Consider the following 15,494-nt stretch of genomic DNA (forward strand, 5'->3'; position numbering starts at 1 on the left):
CAGAGCAAGGCTCTGGCAGAACGTTTTTGTTTTGACCAAAGTCCGAATAACGTACAAGTCATGCCTCATACCTTTACAGTAATTTGGCTTGAGGAGGCAAAATCATGTTTAAACGGGTAGACCGCCTTGCAATTGAACTGCCGATCTCCAATAACCCGGACCCCAATGGAGCAAGCGCAGTCCAGGAACTGCTTGGTGGAAAGTTCGGCGAAATGTCCACGTTAAACAACTATATGTTTCAGTCCTTCAACTTCCGGGGCAAAAAAAAGCTGCGTGCCTTTTATGACATTGTGGCAAGTATTACGGCTGAAGAATTCGGTCATGTGGAGCTTGTCGCCAATACCATTAATCTGATGCTGGTTGGCACTACTGCTCCGGGAGACCCTGATACTACCCCGCTTCGTGCAGGCAAGGATGCTCGTATTACTTCCCATTTCATTGAATCGGCTCAGACCGCGCTTCCTTTTGATTCCATGGGCAGACCCTGGAATGGCTCCTATGTCGTGAACAGCGGCAATCTGATCTTCGACCTGCTGCATAATTTTTTCCTCGAATGCGGTGCGCGTACTCACAAGATGAGAGTGTACGAGATGACGGATCATCCAACTGCGAGAGAGATGACCGGTTATTTGCTCGTCCGTGGTGGCGTACATATTCTTGCCTATGCCAAAGCGCTGCAGATTGCAACCGGGGTTGATGTGACCAAGATGTTCCCTATTCCCCGCCTGGACAATAAGGTGTTTGACACGACCCGGAAATGGGAAGCCATGGGCGAACATCGCAGGCTATACACCTTTAGTGACAAGGACTACCAGAATATCGCCCAGATCTGGAAAGGCACACATCCGACAGATGGCGGAAAACTGGAGGCATTTGCAGGACTGCCCGGACACAGTGGTGCTATTCCCGATCTGCCGGACCTGCCGGAAGAATTCGCCCCTGGCGTCTCTGCGGAAGATCTGTTACAGATTGCAGAACGGCTGAAGCGCCAAGCAGGATTGTAGTGCTGAACATATGTCAAGCGGTCATCTCATTATTCGAGATCACCGCTTGTTATTTTTGCATGACCGTCCCATCATAAAACAAACGATATATCACCGCTTCGGCTGTGTATGACATATGAGGCTCCCAACCCGCGGTATACCAGCTGCACCGGATTCAGGCTGCTTGTAACTACATAAAGCCGCTGCGGGCACCAGCTATGGCATAATTGAATGTCCTGACAGCACACTGGCAGATTTCTTTCAAATACAAAGGCATGTTTCACCGCACAATCTATAGCAACGGGCGTCTTGTCTGCCGAATCAGTGGGATAGAGGCGATGCACAGAGATTTTACCGATCAATTCAGTCAGCTGCTGTTCCTCTTCTGCATTGTGGACAAGCACGATTACATCCATCCCCCTCTTCAGCAATAAACGAACAAACTCCAATCCTGCTGAGCTCTGTCCCGTTGAAACTAACATTACAGCGTCTTCCACCATCGTACTCCCTCACCTTCGTCTCCAAGCCAGCAAGAATAAATATCCTCTGGCACGGTATGAGCGAATCATAGTCCTGTACTTGCAGGGCTGCAAGGCCGTAAGGGAACGATTTACTGCGTAAATCAACCATTTCTGGCGAAACTCAAGTTCTTTTTAACCATAATCTACTCCTGGCTTCCTCTAGCTTCAGTTTACCGTGGAGCAAATGCCCCAATGAAATAAACGGATGTAATCAGCAAAAATAGCAGACTGAACCCGATTTAATCGCTTACATCACGGAAATGTTCACCCGGAAGTACTTAAATGCGGTAAATAAAAGATCCCGAGCATTTTACTTCATCGTCACTCAGCCGTAACATAAACCAAAGGTTGAAGAACTTAAAGTTGCATTCATTCGATGGAGGTTGGTGGCGTGTTTCCGAGCTGTGAACTTATAAATCAAATAACAATAAACCATGAAACGATTACTTCCATGGAAATCATTCGGTACGATATGCGAAAGCTGTCGTTACTCCCTCATGAACATTCAGGCGGCTACTGCGGATTGTTCAAAATTTCATGTGGAGGCATTCACGGATTTGCAGAATTTGATGTACCGCGAGGTTCAGAGCCCGCCGATCTGGTCAAATGGGCTTCGGTATTCGCAGGGTTAAAAGGGTTGGAACCGAAGCAAGCTATCCATTACATCACCGAGCACCAAAGTCTGTGGGGAGAGGTCCGTGCTCATTTTCTTCTAAAATGCCTGGACAATCTGATCTTCAATCTGGAGAATGGCGGGAATTTACCTATGAGCCAGGAACAGGTGCGTTCTTTTTTGATGGAATATGCGCTCACCTATTATTCGTTTTAATACACATGTTACGTTGTATGAATAGCAAAAAAGCAGGCAATGAGTCTGGTCAAATTCATCAGCTCTCTCTGCCTGCTTTGTTCATTATTGTTTAAATTTCACGACAAGGATGTTGTCCCCATTCGCCTGTACACTGCCAATCTTGGCCGTCTGCACTTCTTCTATGATTTCATTTCCGTTCGGGATCAGAACGGGAGTGATGAGTGGCAGCCCCGCAGCCTGAATGGCGTTCATGTCAAACTCAATCAATAATTGTCCAGCGGTGACTGCATCTCCGCTTTGGACATGAGCGGTAAACCCCTCTCCCTTTAGACCAACGGTATTGATTCCGACGTGAACAAGCATCTGCAGGCCAGTCTCATGCTCCAGAATGACAGCGTGTTTGCTCTTGTTCATCACATGGGCTACGACGCCATCAAAAGGCGCGAACACCTTACCCTCGGTAGGCTCAATGGCAATCCCCTCACCCATATGTTTCTCTGAAAATGCAGGATCAGGTACGTTGGCCAAAGCTACCGCTGTACCGGTCATCGGCGAAGCAATTTCCAACATTTCCACTTTGGGCCGATGTACCGCTGTTTGATTGATACGATCATCTATACCTGCGGTTTGGTCACCCGAAGCATCACTCTCATTACCACTCTTCGTTGTCTCCTCTACAGCAAGTGGCTCATCCTTGTAACCGAAGAACCAGGTTAACGCAAAGGCCACACCCACAGCAACCACATTCACAAGAATGTACAGAGGCAGCTGACTGTTCAGATACAGCAATGTACCTGGAATCACCGTTACGGCCATGCCTGTACCCTTCAGATGAAACAAGGATGCGAGAAAACCACCGACTCCGCCACCAATCAGTCCCATAATGAACGGTTTCATGAAGCGCAGGTTTACCCCAAAAATGGCAGGTTCGCTAATCCCGAGAAAAGCGGATAAGGACGATGGCAGCGCCAGTGCCTTGAGTTTTGTATTCTTTGTTTTTAATCCTACCGCCAAACAAGCCGCTCCTTGTGCAGCCATTGCAGAAGTTACGATGGCGTTGAACGGATTATAACCGGTTTTCTCCAGCAGCTGGATTTCCAAGAAGTTGAAGATATGATGTACACCAGTAACGACAATAATCTGATTGAAGAAACCAATAATAATTCCGGCAATACCGAATGGAAGGTCCAGAACAGCTGTCGTTCCATGCAGCACCCACTCTTCAAGCGAATGAAAGACGGGACCGATGGCAAAGAGTCCCAATGTGATCATCACCGTCAGTGTGATAAAAGGCGTGAGGATCAGGTCCAGCGCCTCCGGCACACGTCTTCTCAGAAATTTTTCGAACTTCGCTCCAATAAGTCCCACGAAAAATGCAGGTAAAACGGACCCCTGATAGCCTACAACGGGTATAAATCCGAACATGTGCAGTGCTTGAGCCGATCCATCTGCCACAGCATAAGCATTCGGCAGAGCCGGATTGACAAGCATCAGTCCGAGTACAATCCCGAGCACAGGGCTGCCGCCAAATACACGGAATGCAGACCAGGCCACGAGTGCAGGCAGGAATGCGAATGCCGTGTCCGTCAGAACCTGCGTAAACAACAGGAAATTGGGCGAAATGTCCTCAGGGGTTGCACCGAATAAGGACAGAATTTCATTCTGGGTAAGCAGTCCGCGCAGCCCCATGAACAACCCTGTAGCCACCAGTACAGGAATAATAGGTACGAACACATCTCCGAACGTGCGGATTGCCCGTTGAAATGCGTTGCCTTCCTTTTTCCCCTGATTCTTCACGTCTTCCTTGGAGGTACCTTCGATTCCGAGCTTCTCGACTTCTTCAAAGATCCGGTTCACGGTACCTGTCCCAAAAATAATCTGATACTGTCCGGAATTGAAAAAAGCACCCTTGACCTTGTCTATATTCTCGACCTGCTTCTGATCGATTTTCTCTTTGTCATTCACCATAATGCGTAGACGTGTCGCGCAGTGGGCAAATGATGCGATGTTACCTTTGCCCCCAATGGCTTGAATGACTTCCTTGGCTATTTGTTGGTTATCCGACATGGTATTTCATTCCCCTCACCTGATATCTAGTAATCCCATTTGGTCGCATTGAACTCAGCCTTGCCTCCACTTGCAAAAAAGCGAATTCCCGTACTTTCGGGGCTTGGAAAAATTCGGCTTGTGAATACCTCTTCCCCATCATTAACAAAGATTTCAACTGATGACGTATCTACAAACAGCTGTAACTTGATCCGATCTCCGTTCAGCGTGCACTGGCGTACCGTGCCATTCATGCCCCCCATTGGAGCACCTGATGAGGTTCGATCCAGTATCAACTTTTGCTGAAGACGGTCGTATTGCAAAACGGTCTTTTCTTCACCGCCTGTTCGAAATTCAATCCCGAATCGTTCAGCATCAAAATGACTGATTTCACATTCCAGCTCATAGGCAGTCCCGTTGAATGCAGCAACACTTTCAGATCTGTTCACAAGTGTCGTTTGATAACGGTGTCCCTCAGATTGTTGACGCAGCTTCTTCATCTCATCAACAGGCTGCTGAATGAGTTTGCTGCCTTTCAGCGACAACTGGCGCGGAATCGTAAGGCAATGGGCCCACCCGCTCGCATCAGTTGGATACTCCACATCCGGAAGTCCCATCCATCCAATCAATATGCGTCTTCCGTCCGGCGCTTCCATCGATTGTGGCGCATAGAAATCGAACCCGCGATCCAATTCCTGAAAAGAATCATGGTCAAACTCTCTCGTCTGTAGATTCAATGGCTCACCCATCAGGTAACCTGACTGAAAAATGTTGTTGTATAAATCCCCTTCACCTTCGATACCCTGCGGTGAAAAAAGAAGCACGCCTCTGCCATTCATCTCAAAGTAATCCGGACACTCCCACATATAGCCGAATTGGGAGAGTTGTGTCTGGATCTCACCCAGAAACTCCCACGCCGTGAGGTTGGATGATCGGTACAACACCGCGCATCCTGTCATGTCTGTCCGCTGTGCTCCGATTACACAATAATAGGTATCCCCATCCTGCCAAACCTTCGGGTCCCTGAAATGCTCTGTGTACCCGGACGGTACTGACGATATAACCGGCTGGTCGGCTTTCACAACTGAACCGCTTTCATCCATGACCGCCAAGCATTGATACGGATGTCTGATCCATGCTTCATCCCTGGTGTTGCCTGTATAGAGCAGGTGCAGCTTGTCATCCTTAACAATAGCACTCCCCGAGTAAGCCCCGTGCGAATCGAATGGATCACCCGGACGGATGCCGATGCCCACCTGCTCCCAGTTCACCAGATCTGTCGAGCGAACATGATACCAATATTTCATTCCATGCTCTGTTCCCAGGGGAAACCACTGATAGAAAAGATGATAGTGCCCTTGGTAATATGAAAATCCGTTAGGATCATTCAGCAAGCCCGTAACAGGTTGAATGTGATAGGATTGTCTCCACGAGCAAGCGGAAATCAACGCTTTCAGCTTATCAAGCTCTCCTTCTTCCGCCTGCTCAATGAATCGGTAGCGCTGCTCTCTGGTCATTTTCATAACATATCTCCTAACCTTGCCTAAAATATTTCATCAAATAGGAACCGGTTCCAACACAACTAAAAAAATAATTCCACGGCATACAGCCAAAACCATTATTCCAATTCGAATATCTCAAACGAATGGAACCGGTTCGATGGAATTATCATAAAGGATAAGTTTATACGTTGTCAACGCTTTCTCGGGGAATCAATTCCACATCAAGTATAGTTTGCTTCTCTACCGGCTCACCTGTAACCTGACGAATCATATGGCTTGCAGCCAGTTTACCGGCCTGCAAATAATGAAATTTCACTGTTGTCAGCGCCGGATGAATCATTTCCGTGATATCGTATCCGCCAAATCCGGCGACCGACAATTCATGAGGTATTCGAATCTTGTTAGAGAAAGCAGTCTTCATTACACCAAGGGCGATGTTATCCGTGGCACCTACAATGATGCTCGGCTTATTGTCCCGAAGAATGGCCTCTGCTGTAACGATCGCTTCGGACATTTTGAAGCTTGTCTCATAGTACGTAACATCACAACCGCCCCCGCCATATTCGGCGATGGCACGCTGAAATCCCTGTCTGCGATGTATACCGACGGCCTGGTCCCTCTCCGTTACTCCAATATAAACAATCTGGCGATGCCCCTTCTCCACCACGTATTTGCCCATATCGTATCCGGCCTGGTCATCGTTGTGAACCAGACTATGCAGACGTTCATGCTGTTGTCCCACCAGTAACACCGGAATGCCAATCTCTTCAACTGCCTTCAGATGTGCTTCAGTCACTTCAGCCGCAAGCAGAATAATGCCGGATACCTTTTGCCTTGCAAAATCATAAATGGCGTCGATCTCACGGTGCATATCCTGGCTTGTGTTGGCAATCAACATCTGGTACTGATTGGTTCTTAATTCCTCATCTATGCCGATAAGCGTCTGTGAAGTTGCAAATGAGTCCAGCCGGGGGACGACAGTTCCGATAATACTGGTTTTCTTCGCTTTGAGGCTCTGTGCAAAGGTGTTCGGTACGTAATTATATTGCTTGATAATGCGCTCAATCTTCTGACGTGTATCTTCACTGACCGAACCGCCATTAAGAAAACGGGAAACGGTGCTTTTGGCCACGCCGGCCAGTTGAGCGATATCAGAAATGGTCTTGTTCATAGTTACTCCTCTTGTGTACAGCTTAAAATGAAAATGGATAATGCACCCTTCTTATTATACTTGGTTGATGTCGTTGTGGCGAATATCATTGTGCTGCAGTACAGCGTTATTGATGTGCGGCATCACTTCAATTCATTGCATGCAGAAGGTGTACATGCTAGTATAACTTCAATTCATATCGTGCACGATGGAATATTAACATATCAATAAACAATTACAGGTCAATAAACAATATACAGGCTATGACGGAAAGAGTAAGCGGAATCTGGCGTTGATTACAGGGACGTGGGGCCAAAGACTGAGAGCACCCGAGACAACCATCCGCCGAAGTTCACTCCCGAGCCGATTGCTGAAAAGCGACTTCTTCAAGAGTCAGCTTCTAGGACAATCCGTTCCTTGCGTTAAAAGGTCAAAGTGAGATTCGGCATGCCTTCATTCAGGCTGAACCGTTTCTAATTAGGGTGGTACCACGGCTTCTTCGTCCCTTGCGGATGAAGGGCTTTTTTTGTTTTTCAATAAAATGAATTCATATCCAACGTAACGGAGGAGTGGTTGTAAATGGACGAGAACAACACCTTGGAACAATTACGAAGTCGATTGAATGAGATTAATCATGATCTGCTTCACTTATTATCCGAGCGGGCGCAAATCACACAGGAAATCGGTCAGATCAAGGAAAAACAGGGCGTTCCCAAGTTTGACCCCGTTCGTGAGAAAGAAATGCTGGAAGAATTGACGGCAGCCAATCCTGGGCCTTTCCATGATGATGCCATCAAGCTGCTGTTCAAGCAGATCTTTCAGGCTTCCCTGCATTTGCAGGTCGACGAACACAAAAAACAGCTTCTCGTTAGCCGTAAAAACCAGCAGGAGGATACGATCGTCTCCATTGGCGACATTCAGGTTGGCGCGGGCAAACCAATCATGATTGCCGGACCTTGTTCCGTCGAGAGTTACGAGCAAGTCCGGGAGGTTGCCAAGGCCTTGAAAGAAGCCGGGATTTCGGTGATGCGCGGCGGTGCGTTTAAACCACGTACCTCCCCATATGATTTTCAGGGATTAGGGATTGAAGGGCTGAAAATTCTGAAGGAAGTGGCTGACGAGTTCGGTCTCCAAACGATCAGTGAGATTGTGCATCCAGCCCATATCGAGCTGGCAGCGGATTACATCGATGTGATCCAGATCGGTGCCCGAAACATGCAAAACTTTGAGTTGCTCAAAGCAGCGGGCGACGCTCGCATTCCGATCTTACTTAAACGAGGGTTGGCAGCAACCATTGATGAATTCGTGCATGCTGCGGAATATGTCGTGTCCCGTGGTAATAAACAAGTCATGCTGATTGAACGAGGGATTCGCACTTATGAAAAAGCTACACGCAATACCCTTGATATCTCTGCCGTGCCTATTCTAAAACAGGAAACCCATCTTCCCGTTCTGGTGGATGTAACCCACTCTACCGGACGCAAAGATATTCTGGCTCCATGCGCCAAGGCTGCTCTGGCGGCAGGTGCCGACGGTGTTATGGTGGAAGTGCATCCGAATCCAGCGGTCGCACTATCTGATAGTGCGCAGCAGCTGAACATCGAACAATTCCATCAGTTTCTCTCCTCTGTGAGACAATCCGGTTTATTAAAGGATTAATGATCACGGAAGAAAATGAATAGAATTTTTCAAAGTAAGTAAAAGCAAAAAGCCTGAAGGAGCTGCCTATTCATTAAATATGAATGAGCATTCCTCAGGCTTTCTATCTTATTCTAACCATTTTTCATACCTCTATGATAATAGGCAGGATCATCGGTCTTCGTTTGGTCTGGGCATAAATGTAATGTCCGATCTCGTCCTTAAGCTTTCTTTTGATGACATTCCATTGGTTCACTCCTGCTCCGGTCAATTCTTCCATTCTGGACAATACCAGGCCGTGAATCTCCTTCATAAATTCCTCCGAGTCTTTCACAAACACAAATCCTCTGGAAATGATCTCTGGAGACGTGACCATTTGCTTCTCCGTTTTGCTAAGTGTCGTCACAATGACAAGCATACCGTCTGACGATAACTGTCTGCGATCACGAAGCACAATATTACCTACATCCCCCATAATCAAGCCGTCAACCAGACTGTTGCCCGAAGCGATTTTGGGACCCGGTGATGCTACGCCATCCTTGTACTGAATCATGTCACCATTATTAACGATAAAGACGTGATCCGGGTCTATGCCAACCGATTCAGCCAGCAATCTGTGCTGGTACAGCATGCGGAATTCGCCGTGGATGGGCACCAGATAATCCGGCTTCATCAGTGTCAGCATCAGCTTCAGCTCTTCCTGACTGCCATGCCCCGACACATGCATGCCCCCGGACCCGCTCGAACCATATAACACTCTTGCTCCCAGTACATACAGGTTATCAATAACGTGGGCTAAATTGCGTTCGTTGCCCGGAATTGCTCCTGCCGCAATAATGACAGTGTCACCTGCTGCCACTCTCACATGAGGGTGCTTACCTGTTGCGAGCCGTGACAGCGCGGCCATAGGTTCACCTTGGCTTCCCGTACAGAGAATAACGACTTGTTCAGGAGGAAACTGATCCACATCAATCGCTTCAATCAGCAAGCCATCAGGAACATCAAGGTATCCCAGTTCACTGGCAACCGACACGACGTTAACCATGCTTCTGCCCAGCAAGGCCAGTTTGCGCCCGGTCTCAAAGGTGGCATTCACAATTTGCTGAACCCGGCTGACATTGGAAGCGAAGGTGGAGATAAATATTTTTTGCCTCGCTCGAATAAATGCATCCAGAATGCGATCACCTACAACTCGCTCGGAGGGTGTAAATCCAGGCCGTTCAGCATTTGTACTTTCTGACAGCAGCAGATGAACACCTTGTTTACCAATCTCAGCCATTCGATATAGATCAGGATAAGGCCCATTCACAGGTGACATGTCGAACTTGAAATCGCCGGTATGTACCACATTTCCACCAGGTGTACGGAAGAAAACGCCCAGGCAGTCCGGGATGCTGTGGCTCGTTGCAAAAAAGGAAACGTCGATATCCCCCAGCTTTACAGTGGAGTGAGCATCGATTGTATGAAGATCAGCCGTTCGCAGCATGTTATGCTCTTTCAGCTTCAGTTCAATCAACCCTCGGGTAAGCCTGGATGCATATACGGGGATATTCATTTGTTTCAGAAAATAGGGTATGCCCCCAATGTGATCTTCGTGTCCATGAGTAACCACAAGGGCTCTCACCTGATCCAGATTCTCCAGCAAGTAAGAAACGTCCGGAATAATCAGATCGATGCCCGGCAAGGTCTCATCCGGAAATTTGGAACCACAATCGATGACGATAATATCCTTGTTGTACTGAATAATATACATGTTCTTACCAATTTCGTTTACGCCGCCAAAAGCAGCGACATACAACTTATTGTGGGCTAGATTCAATTTAAAGCATCCTCCTTTTCGCTTTGCTGCAGTAGCTGGGCTATTCTATATGCCTGTTTATGTATTTGTAGTATGTTGTTTCTCGGTTCACTTATGCATCTTGAATGTTGCACGCCAAAAAGCCCGCAATGGAACGCTGGCTCCACGGCGGGCTTTGATCTGTTTAGGATGAAATAAGCAATACAAAATTCCTTTATAAGAACAAGTTAAACAAGCGATTTACCACGCTGCAGCAAAACATTTTCTTCATAGGTTTTGATCTCGGAGATCCATTTCTCGCGAACTGGCACTCCCTGCTGTGCACAATAATAATCCCAGATGGCACCAAATGGATAGGATTTGAATTCTTCAGTCAGCGCCAACCGTACCGTATAATCACCTTGCAGTTCAGCGGCTTTAAGTGCATCCACCGGTTCCAGCATGGCGCGCAGCAAAGCCTTGATCGTGTTGCGTGTACCGACAACCCAGGCAGCTACGCGATTGATGCTGGCATCAAAGAAATCGAGGCCCACATGCGTCGTTGACAGCAGGTCGTGACGAACAAGCTCCCGTGCGATTTCCAACAGCTCATCGTCCATAATGACGACATGGTCACTATCCCAACGCATTGGACGGCTCACATGCAGCAGAATGCCACTAGTAAACAGCGCAAGGGAAGACAGCTTGTTGGAGATGACCTCCGTGGGATGGAAGTGGCCTGCGTCCAGGCAGATCAGGGTATCATTTTGCAATCCGTATCCCATATAGAATTCGTGTGATCCAACCACGTACGCTTCCGAACCAAGGCCGAACAGTTTACTCTCAACCGCGTCCAGATTATGCTTCGGATCAAGCTTCTCTGCAAATACTTCATCCAACGAATCCTTAAGACGTTTGCGTGGTGTCATGCGATCAACCGGATTATCCTTGAACCCGTCCGGAACCCAAACGTTTGTTACGCATGTCTGGCCCAATTGCTCGCCAAAATAAGCACCGATGCGCCGAGACGCCTTGCAGTGATCAATCCAGAACTGGCGAATCTCCGGATCAGGATGACTCAGTGTGAATCCGTCGCTAGATTTCTCATGGGAAAAGCACGTCGGGTTAAAATCGAGACCCAGCCCCTGCTCCTTGGCCCATTGCACCCATTTCTCATAATGCTTGGGCTCGATCTGGTCCAGCTCCACTTTTTCATCCGTATCGGTATAGATTGCATGCAGATTAACCTTATGCTTGCCTGGAATTAGCGAAAAGGCTTGTTCCAGATCTGCCCGAAGTTCTGCAGGAGTGGTTGCTGCTCCCGGATATTGACCTGTAACGGAGATGCCTCCCGTCAACTCTCCATCCTGGTTCAAAAAGCCTTTCACATCATCACCTTGCCAGCAATGCACAGATACCTTAATCTCTGCAAGCTTCTCCAATACCTCATCCGTATCAATTCCATGCTGGGTATATAACAATTTGGCTGCTTCATACGCTTGCTTGACTTGGTTATCCATTCGCAGAAACCCTCCTCTTAACGTGTAAATGCTGCCGGTACACCGCCATCGATGGTCATCATGCATCCGGTTGTTTTCTCGGATTTGGAAGAAGCAAAGAAGGCAATACCTTCCGCAATATCTTTTGGATAAATATTCACGAGCAGTGTCGTACGCTTGCGATAGTACTCTTCCAGCTGATCGTGCTCAATCCCATACGCTGCCGCACGTTCGTTTCTCCAGGAACCATTCCAGATCGCAGACCCTTGCAGAATCGCGTCAGGGAGTATCGTATTGACACGAATACCATATTCGCCGCCTTCAGCTGCAATACAGCGTGCAAGGTGAGCTTCAAGCGCTTTTGCCGAGCTGTAAGCCGATGCACTTTTACCGGCATAGACCGAGTTTTTGGACCCGATGAAGACCATACTGCCGCCAATTCCCTGCTGTTTCATCAGCTTGAACGCTTCTCGGGCAACGAGGAAATATCCGGTACCCAGCACATTCATGTTGAGGTTCCATTCCTTCAGGGAGGTTTCGTCAAATGGACTCGATGTGGCAAGACCCGCATTGTTAACGATAATGTCCACACCGCCATATTGCACAGCCACTTCAGCGTACGCCGATTGTACGGCTTGCTCATCCGTTACATCCATTTTTAGTGCATATGCGCGATTCGCACCATATTGGTCATTGATTTCCTGGGCTACTTTTTGAGCGCCTTCCAGGTTCAGGTCTGCCAGAACGACGTGTGCCCCCTCGGATACCAGCCTGCGTGCAGTCTCGCTGCCAATTCCGCCGGCCCCCCCTGTAATAAACGCCACTTTCCGGGAAAATTCGGTTTCAGCCGGTGCAAGGGACAATTTATACAATTCAAGCGGCCAGTATTCTACATTGTAGGACTCATTTGCACTTAGCGATACGAATTTACCCAGGCTCGTCGCGCCCCGCATAACGGCAATCGCACGGTGATACAGTGCTCCGCTTACTTGGGATAATGCCCAGCTCTTGCCTGTGTTGATCATACCCACACCGGGGATGAGAATAACGCGAGGGGCTGCTTCGAACATGACATCGCCTTCGTTTTTGTTGCTTTCAAAATACTGTTTGTACTGCTCTTTGTATGCAGCTACGCCTTCGGTCAGCTTCGCTTTCAGACCATCAATATCCTCAGCATCCGGCGTCCAGTCGATGAATAACGGAACGACTTTGGTATGTACCAGATGATCCGGGCAAGCCGCTCCCACCTGTGACAGCTCTGGTGAATTGGCTCCACCGACAAAAGCAAGTACATCATCCTGATCGTCATAGGACAGAATCATTTTTTTGCTATCCGATACGGCACCGCGAAGCGTTGGCATGATTTTGGCTACAATCTCACGCCGTACTTCCGCAGCAAGTGCCGGATGTTTAACGCCACCAAACAAACTTCCTTCATCCACACGAGTTTCAATGAACGCTTCCGCCTCATTGATAATCTTGATTGTTTGGGCGTAACATTCCTCGGATGTCTCTCCCCAAGTGACGAGTCCGTGCTTCTCCATCAGAACCAGTTCCGCATTCGGATTCGCGAATACGCTTTCAGCAATCATCTTGGATAACGTAAATCCTGGGCGAACATACGGGACCCACACAAACCGATCTCCATAAATCTCTCTCGCCAACTCTTTCCCGTTATCGGCACAACATAGACTGATAATTGCATCCGGATGCGTGTGGTCCACATGGTTGTATGGAAGAAAGGCATGCAGCAAGGTCTCGATCGAGGCACGCGGGTGCTTGGAATCGATCATGCAATGACCCAAATATTCAACCATCTCTTCATCCGTCATCGATTCACGTTCAATCAGGGGACGAATGTCTTCCAGAGCCAGGCCTGTAAAATGCTTCGCTTGCATCGAGCCCAGATCGGAGCCGCTTCCTTTCACGTACATGACTTCTACATCACGTCCACGAAAATCCTTCACTGTTGTTTTGGTAGACGTATTTCCACCATAAATGTTGCATACACTCCGGTCTGCACCAATCAGATTGGATCGGTAAACCAGCTGCTCAAGTCCCGTCGTTTGCTCAGATGCCTGTGAAGAATTCCATAAACTCTGTACCATTCATTTCCCTCCGATAATGTTTGTTTTATTCCTAATCAGAGTTTAACATCTTTGTTTTGTTTTGAAAACAAAAGATTTTAAATATAAACGGAAATAATCAAAAGATCAAACTCCCTGCTAATGCGTTGAATTAAAAGACACCCTGACGATGCCGTCAGAGTGTCAAGAATGCTGCGAAAAACCAATAGAGTTTTATCATGCCGTTTAGAATTCAACCCTACTTACCTGAACAATATCGATTGAAGTAGGTATAGAATTAGAAGATTCCCGCTTTTTGGGACGTGTTTTTAATTCCGTAAGTATCATTGACCACCGTATTACCATAGCTCGTTAAGCTGCCGTTAGGTCCTGTTGCCAAATCAAGATAGTTTAATCCTGAGCTATTACCGTACCAAGACCATGCAAGCCATCCTACCCCTTTTTCCTGACCATATTTCATGATGGCATATTCATCGACATCTCCATTCGTGTGATATCCTCCGAATTCCCCAATGATTAGGGCCAGCCCCTTGTTCAGCACATTTTCCATATTGGCTTTGACGGTGGCTGCATCCTTGCCTGCATACTCATACATGTGAATGGAAAACACCGTATTTTTCTGTGAATCCGCTGCGAATACGCTTTGTCCGTAATCGACGATCGATTGAGGATACTGACCCCAGCCTGCTGCATCTACAATCAAGGTATTTTTAATACCCGCATCTCTTAATTTCGGAATAGCTTTTTTGTACCCATCTGCCCAGGCACTTCCGTTCCATGTTCCGTACCACTCGTTTGCAATGTTTACAATAACCCGATCTTCCTTCCCGATCAGTGCTTCCTTGATGCTGATCCAGTAGTTGACCGCTGCGTCCAACGAATTGTAGTCATCTTTGCCAGTGGCATCGTGTACTTCAAGCACAGCAATCATCTTGTTTGCGTTTACAACATTAATGATGTTTTTTACGGAATTCAGATCATCTTTGGTGTATTGTGTACCGTTTGACAAAACAATTCGTACTGTATTGGCACCCGTTTTTGCGATTGCAGGGATAGCTGTGTTCAGATCATTTTTGAACCAGGAGTGCCCATGATTGATACCCCTCATGTAAAATGGTTTACCCGTAGAATCGTACAATTTGCCTCCATTCACGTAAAAACCTGAAGCTGCTGCGGCTTTTGGAGCCGCGCTCCCCAAAATGACAAACATCAGTGCTGCAATGACTGTTAAGATTGTACCCTTTTGCAACTTGGCCATGGCATATAACCTCCTGAGTTTTTTTATATTTCAATTAACCCTGCACAAGGCAATAAGTTAACTAAAATCAATTTATCAACTAATAAAGTAAGTTATAAAAACAAATAATTTTAGATGATTTGTTTAAAATTTACTTTATCGTTTAAGTTATGATATTATCATAAAATGAAAACGCTTACTAGCCAACTCATTCTTAACTCTTTTTGGAAAAAAAAGAAACAC

11 protein-coding genes are annotated in these 15,494 nt (G+C 47.3%); 3 read left to right on the forward strand and 8 right to left on the reverse strand.

The genetic code is table 11. From position 1 onward, the window contains the following. Nucleotides 1-104: 104 nt before the first annotated feature. Nucleotides 105-1,004 carry a manganese catalase family protein gene (locus tag GUA98_RS00395; protein WP_095358352.1) on the forward strand — a complete coding sequence of 300 codons (900 nt, stop codon included), beginning with the start codon at nucleotides 105-107 and terminating at the stop codon, nucleotides 1,002-1,004. Between the two features lie 71 nt (nucleotides 1,005-1,075). On the opposite strand, the gene GUA98_RS00400 is transcribed toward GUA98_RS00395, so the two are convergent. After that, nucleotides 1,076-1,465: a hypothetical protein gene (locus GUA98_RS00400; RefSeq protein ID WP_193721714.1), complete on the reverse strand. Its 390-nt coding sequence runs from the start codon at nucleotides 1,463-1,465 to the stop codon at nucleotides 1,076-1,078. Nucleotides 1,466-2,027: 562 nt separating this feature from the next. Here GUA98_RS00400 and GUA98_RS00405 point away from each other — a divergent pair. Beyond that, nucleotides 2,028-2,333, forward strand: coding sequence for a hypothetical protein (locus tag GUA98_RS00405; protein WP_193721715.1), 306 nt, complete (start codon nucleotides 2,028-2,030; stop codon nucleotides 2,331-2,333). Between the two features lie 84 nt (nucleotides 2,334-2,417). Here the strand turns inward: GUA98_RS00405 and GUA98_RS00410 are convergent, their stop codons facing one another. The 3 genes from GUA98_RS00410 to GUA98_RS00420 all read right to left on the reverse strand — a co-directional run bounded on the left by GUA98_RS00410 (nucleotide 2,418) and on the right by GUA98_RS00420 (nucleotide 7,034). Further along, nucleotides 2,418-4,382: a sucrose-specific PTS transporter subunit IIBC gene (locus GUA98_RS00410; RefSeq protein WP_193721716.1), complete on the reverse strand. Its 1,965-nt coding sequence runs from the start codon at nucleotides 4,380-4,382 to the stop codon at nucleotides 2,418-2,420. 26 nt (nucleotides 4,383-4,408) lie between these two features. Then, nucleotides 4,409-5,884, reverse strand: a complete 1,476-nt coding sequence (locus tag GUA98_RS00415; protein ID WP_193721717.1) for a glycoside hydrolase family 32 protein — start codon at nucleotides 5,882-5,884, stop codon at nucleotides 4,409-4,411. A 160-nt stretch (nucleotides 5,885-6,044) separates the two neighbouring features. Beyond that, the gene (locus GUA98_RS00420) at nucleotides 6,045-7,034 is read right to left on the reverse strand and encodes a LacI family DNA-binding transcriptional regulator (protein ID WP_153978246.1); all 990 of its coding nucleotides are present in this window, start codon (nucleotides 7,032-7,034) and stop codon (nucleotides 6,045-6,047) included. Between the two features lie 558 nt (nucleotides 7,035-7,592). Between GUA98_RS00420 and GUA98_RS00425 the strand changes: the two genes are divergently transcribed. Continuing rightward, complete coding sequence (locus tag GUA98_RS00425) at nucleotides 7,593-8,672, forward strand: bifunctional 3-deoxy-7-phosphoheptulonate synthase/chorismate mutase (RefSeq protein ID WP_153978245.1); 1,080 nt, start codon at nucleotides 7,593-7,595, stop codon at nucleotides 8,670-8,672. A 124-nt stretch (nucleotides 8,673-8,796) separates the two neighbouring features. Here GUA98_RS00425 and GUA98_RS00430 read toward each other — a convergent pair whose 3' ends face one another. From GUA98_RS00430 to GUA98_RS00445, 4 genes are all read right to left on the reverse strand, one after another. After that, entirely contained in the window at nucleotides 8,797-10,470 is a 1,674-nt protein-coding gene (locus GUA98_RS00430) for a ribonuclease J (RefSeq protein ID WP_193721718.1), read from the reverse strand. Between the two features lie 206 nt (nucleotides 10,471-10,676). Continuing rightward, entirely contained in the window at nucleotides 10,677-11,948 is a 1,272-nt protein-coding gene (gene rhaA / locus GUA98_RS00435; protein ID WP_153978243.1) for an L-rhamnose isomerase, read from the reverse strand. 17 nt (nucleotides 11,949-11,965) lie between these two features. Further along, nucleotides 11,966-14,035: a bifunctional aldolase/short-chain dehydrogenase gene (locus GUA98_RS00440; RefSeq protein WP_193721719.1), complete on the reverse strand. Its 2,070-nt coding sequence runs from the start codon at nucleotides 14,033-14,035 to the stop codon at nucleotides 11,966-11,968. Nucleotides 14,036-14,291: 256 nt separating this feature from the next. Further along, nucleotides 14,292-15,272, reverse strand: coding sequence for a glycoside hydrolase family 5 protein (locus tag GUA98_RS00445; protein WP_193721720.1), 981 nt, complete (start codon nucleotides 15,270-15,272; stop codon nucleotides 14,292-14,294). Nucleotides 15,273-15,494 lie beyond the last annotated feature (222 nt).

It is taken from the genome of Paenibacillus sp. P13VS, assembly GCF_015143645.1.
GTDB classification, from domain to species: domain Bacteria; phylum Bacillota; class Bacilli; order Paenibacillales; family Paenibacillaceae; genus Paenibacillus; species Paenibacillus xylanilyticus_A.

Excerpts from the sequence above, each read along its gene's own strand:
- GUA98_RS00440 (WP_193721719.1), bottom strand. The coding sequence starts at position 14,035 with ATGGTACAGAGTTTATGGAATTCTTCACAGGCATCTGAGCAAACGACG.
- GUA98_RS00415 (WP_193721717.1), bottom strand. The coding sequence starts at position 5,884 with ATGAAAATGACCAGAGAGCAGCGCTACCGATTCATTGAGCAGGCGGAA.
- GUA98_RS00410 (WP_193721716.1), bottom strand. The coding sequence starts at position 4,382 with ATGTCGGATAACCAACAAATAGCCAAGGAAGTCATTCAAGCCATTGGG.
- rhaA (WP_153978243.1), bottom strand. The coding sequence starts at position 11,948 with ATGGATAACCAAGTCAAGCAAGCGTATGAAGCAGCCAAATTGTTATAT.
- GUA98_RS00395 (WP_095358352.1), top strand. The coding sequence starts at position 105 with ATGTTTAAACGGGTAGACCGCCTTGCAATTGAACTGCCGATCTCCAAT.
- GUA98_RS00425 (WP_153978245.1), top strand. The coding sequence starts at position 7,593 with ATGGACGAGAACAACACCTTGGAACAATTACGAAGTCGATTGAATGAG.
- GUA98_RS00400 (WP_193721714.1), bottom strand. The coding sequence starts at position 1,465 with ATGTTAGTTTCAACGGGACAGAGCTCAGCAGGATTGGAGTTTGTTCGT.
- GUA98_RS00420 (WP_153978246.1), bottom strand. The coding sequence starts at position 7,034 with ATGAACAAGACCATTTCTGATATCGCTCAACTGGCCGGCGTGGCCAAA.
- GUA98_RS00445 (WP_193721720.1), bottom strand. The coding sequence starts at position 15,272 with ATGGCCAAGTTGCAAAAGGGTACAATCTTAACAGTCATTGCAGCACTG.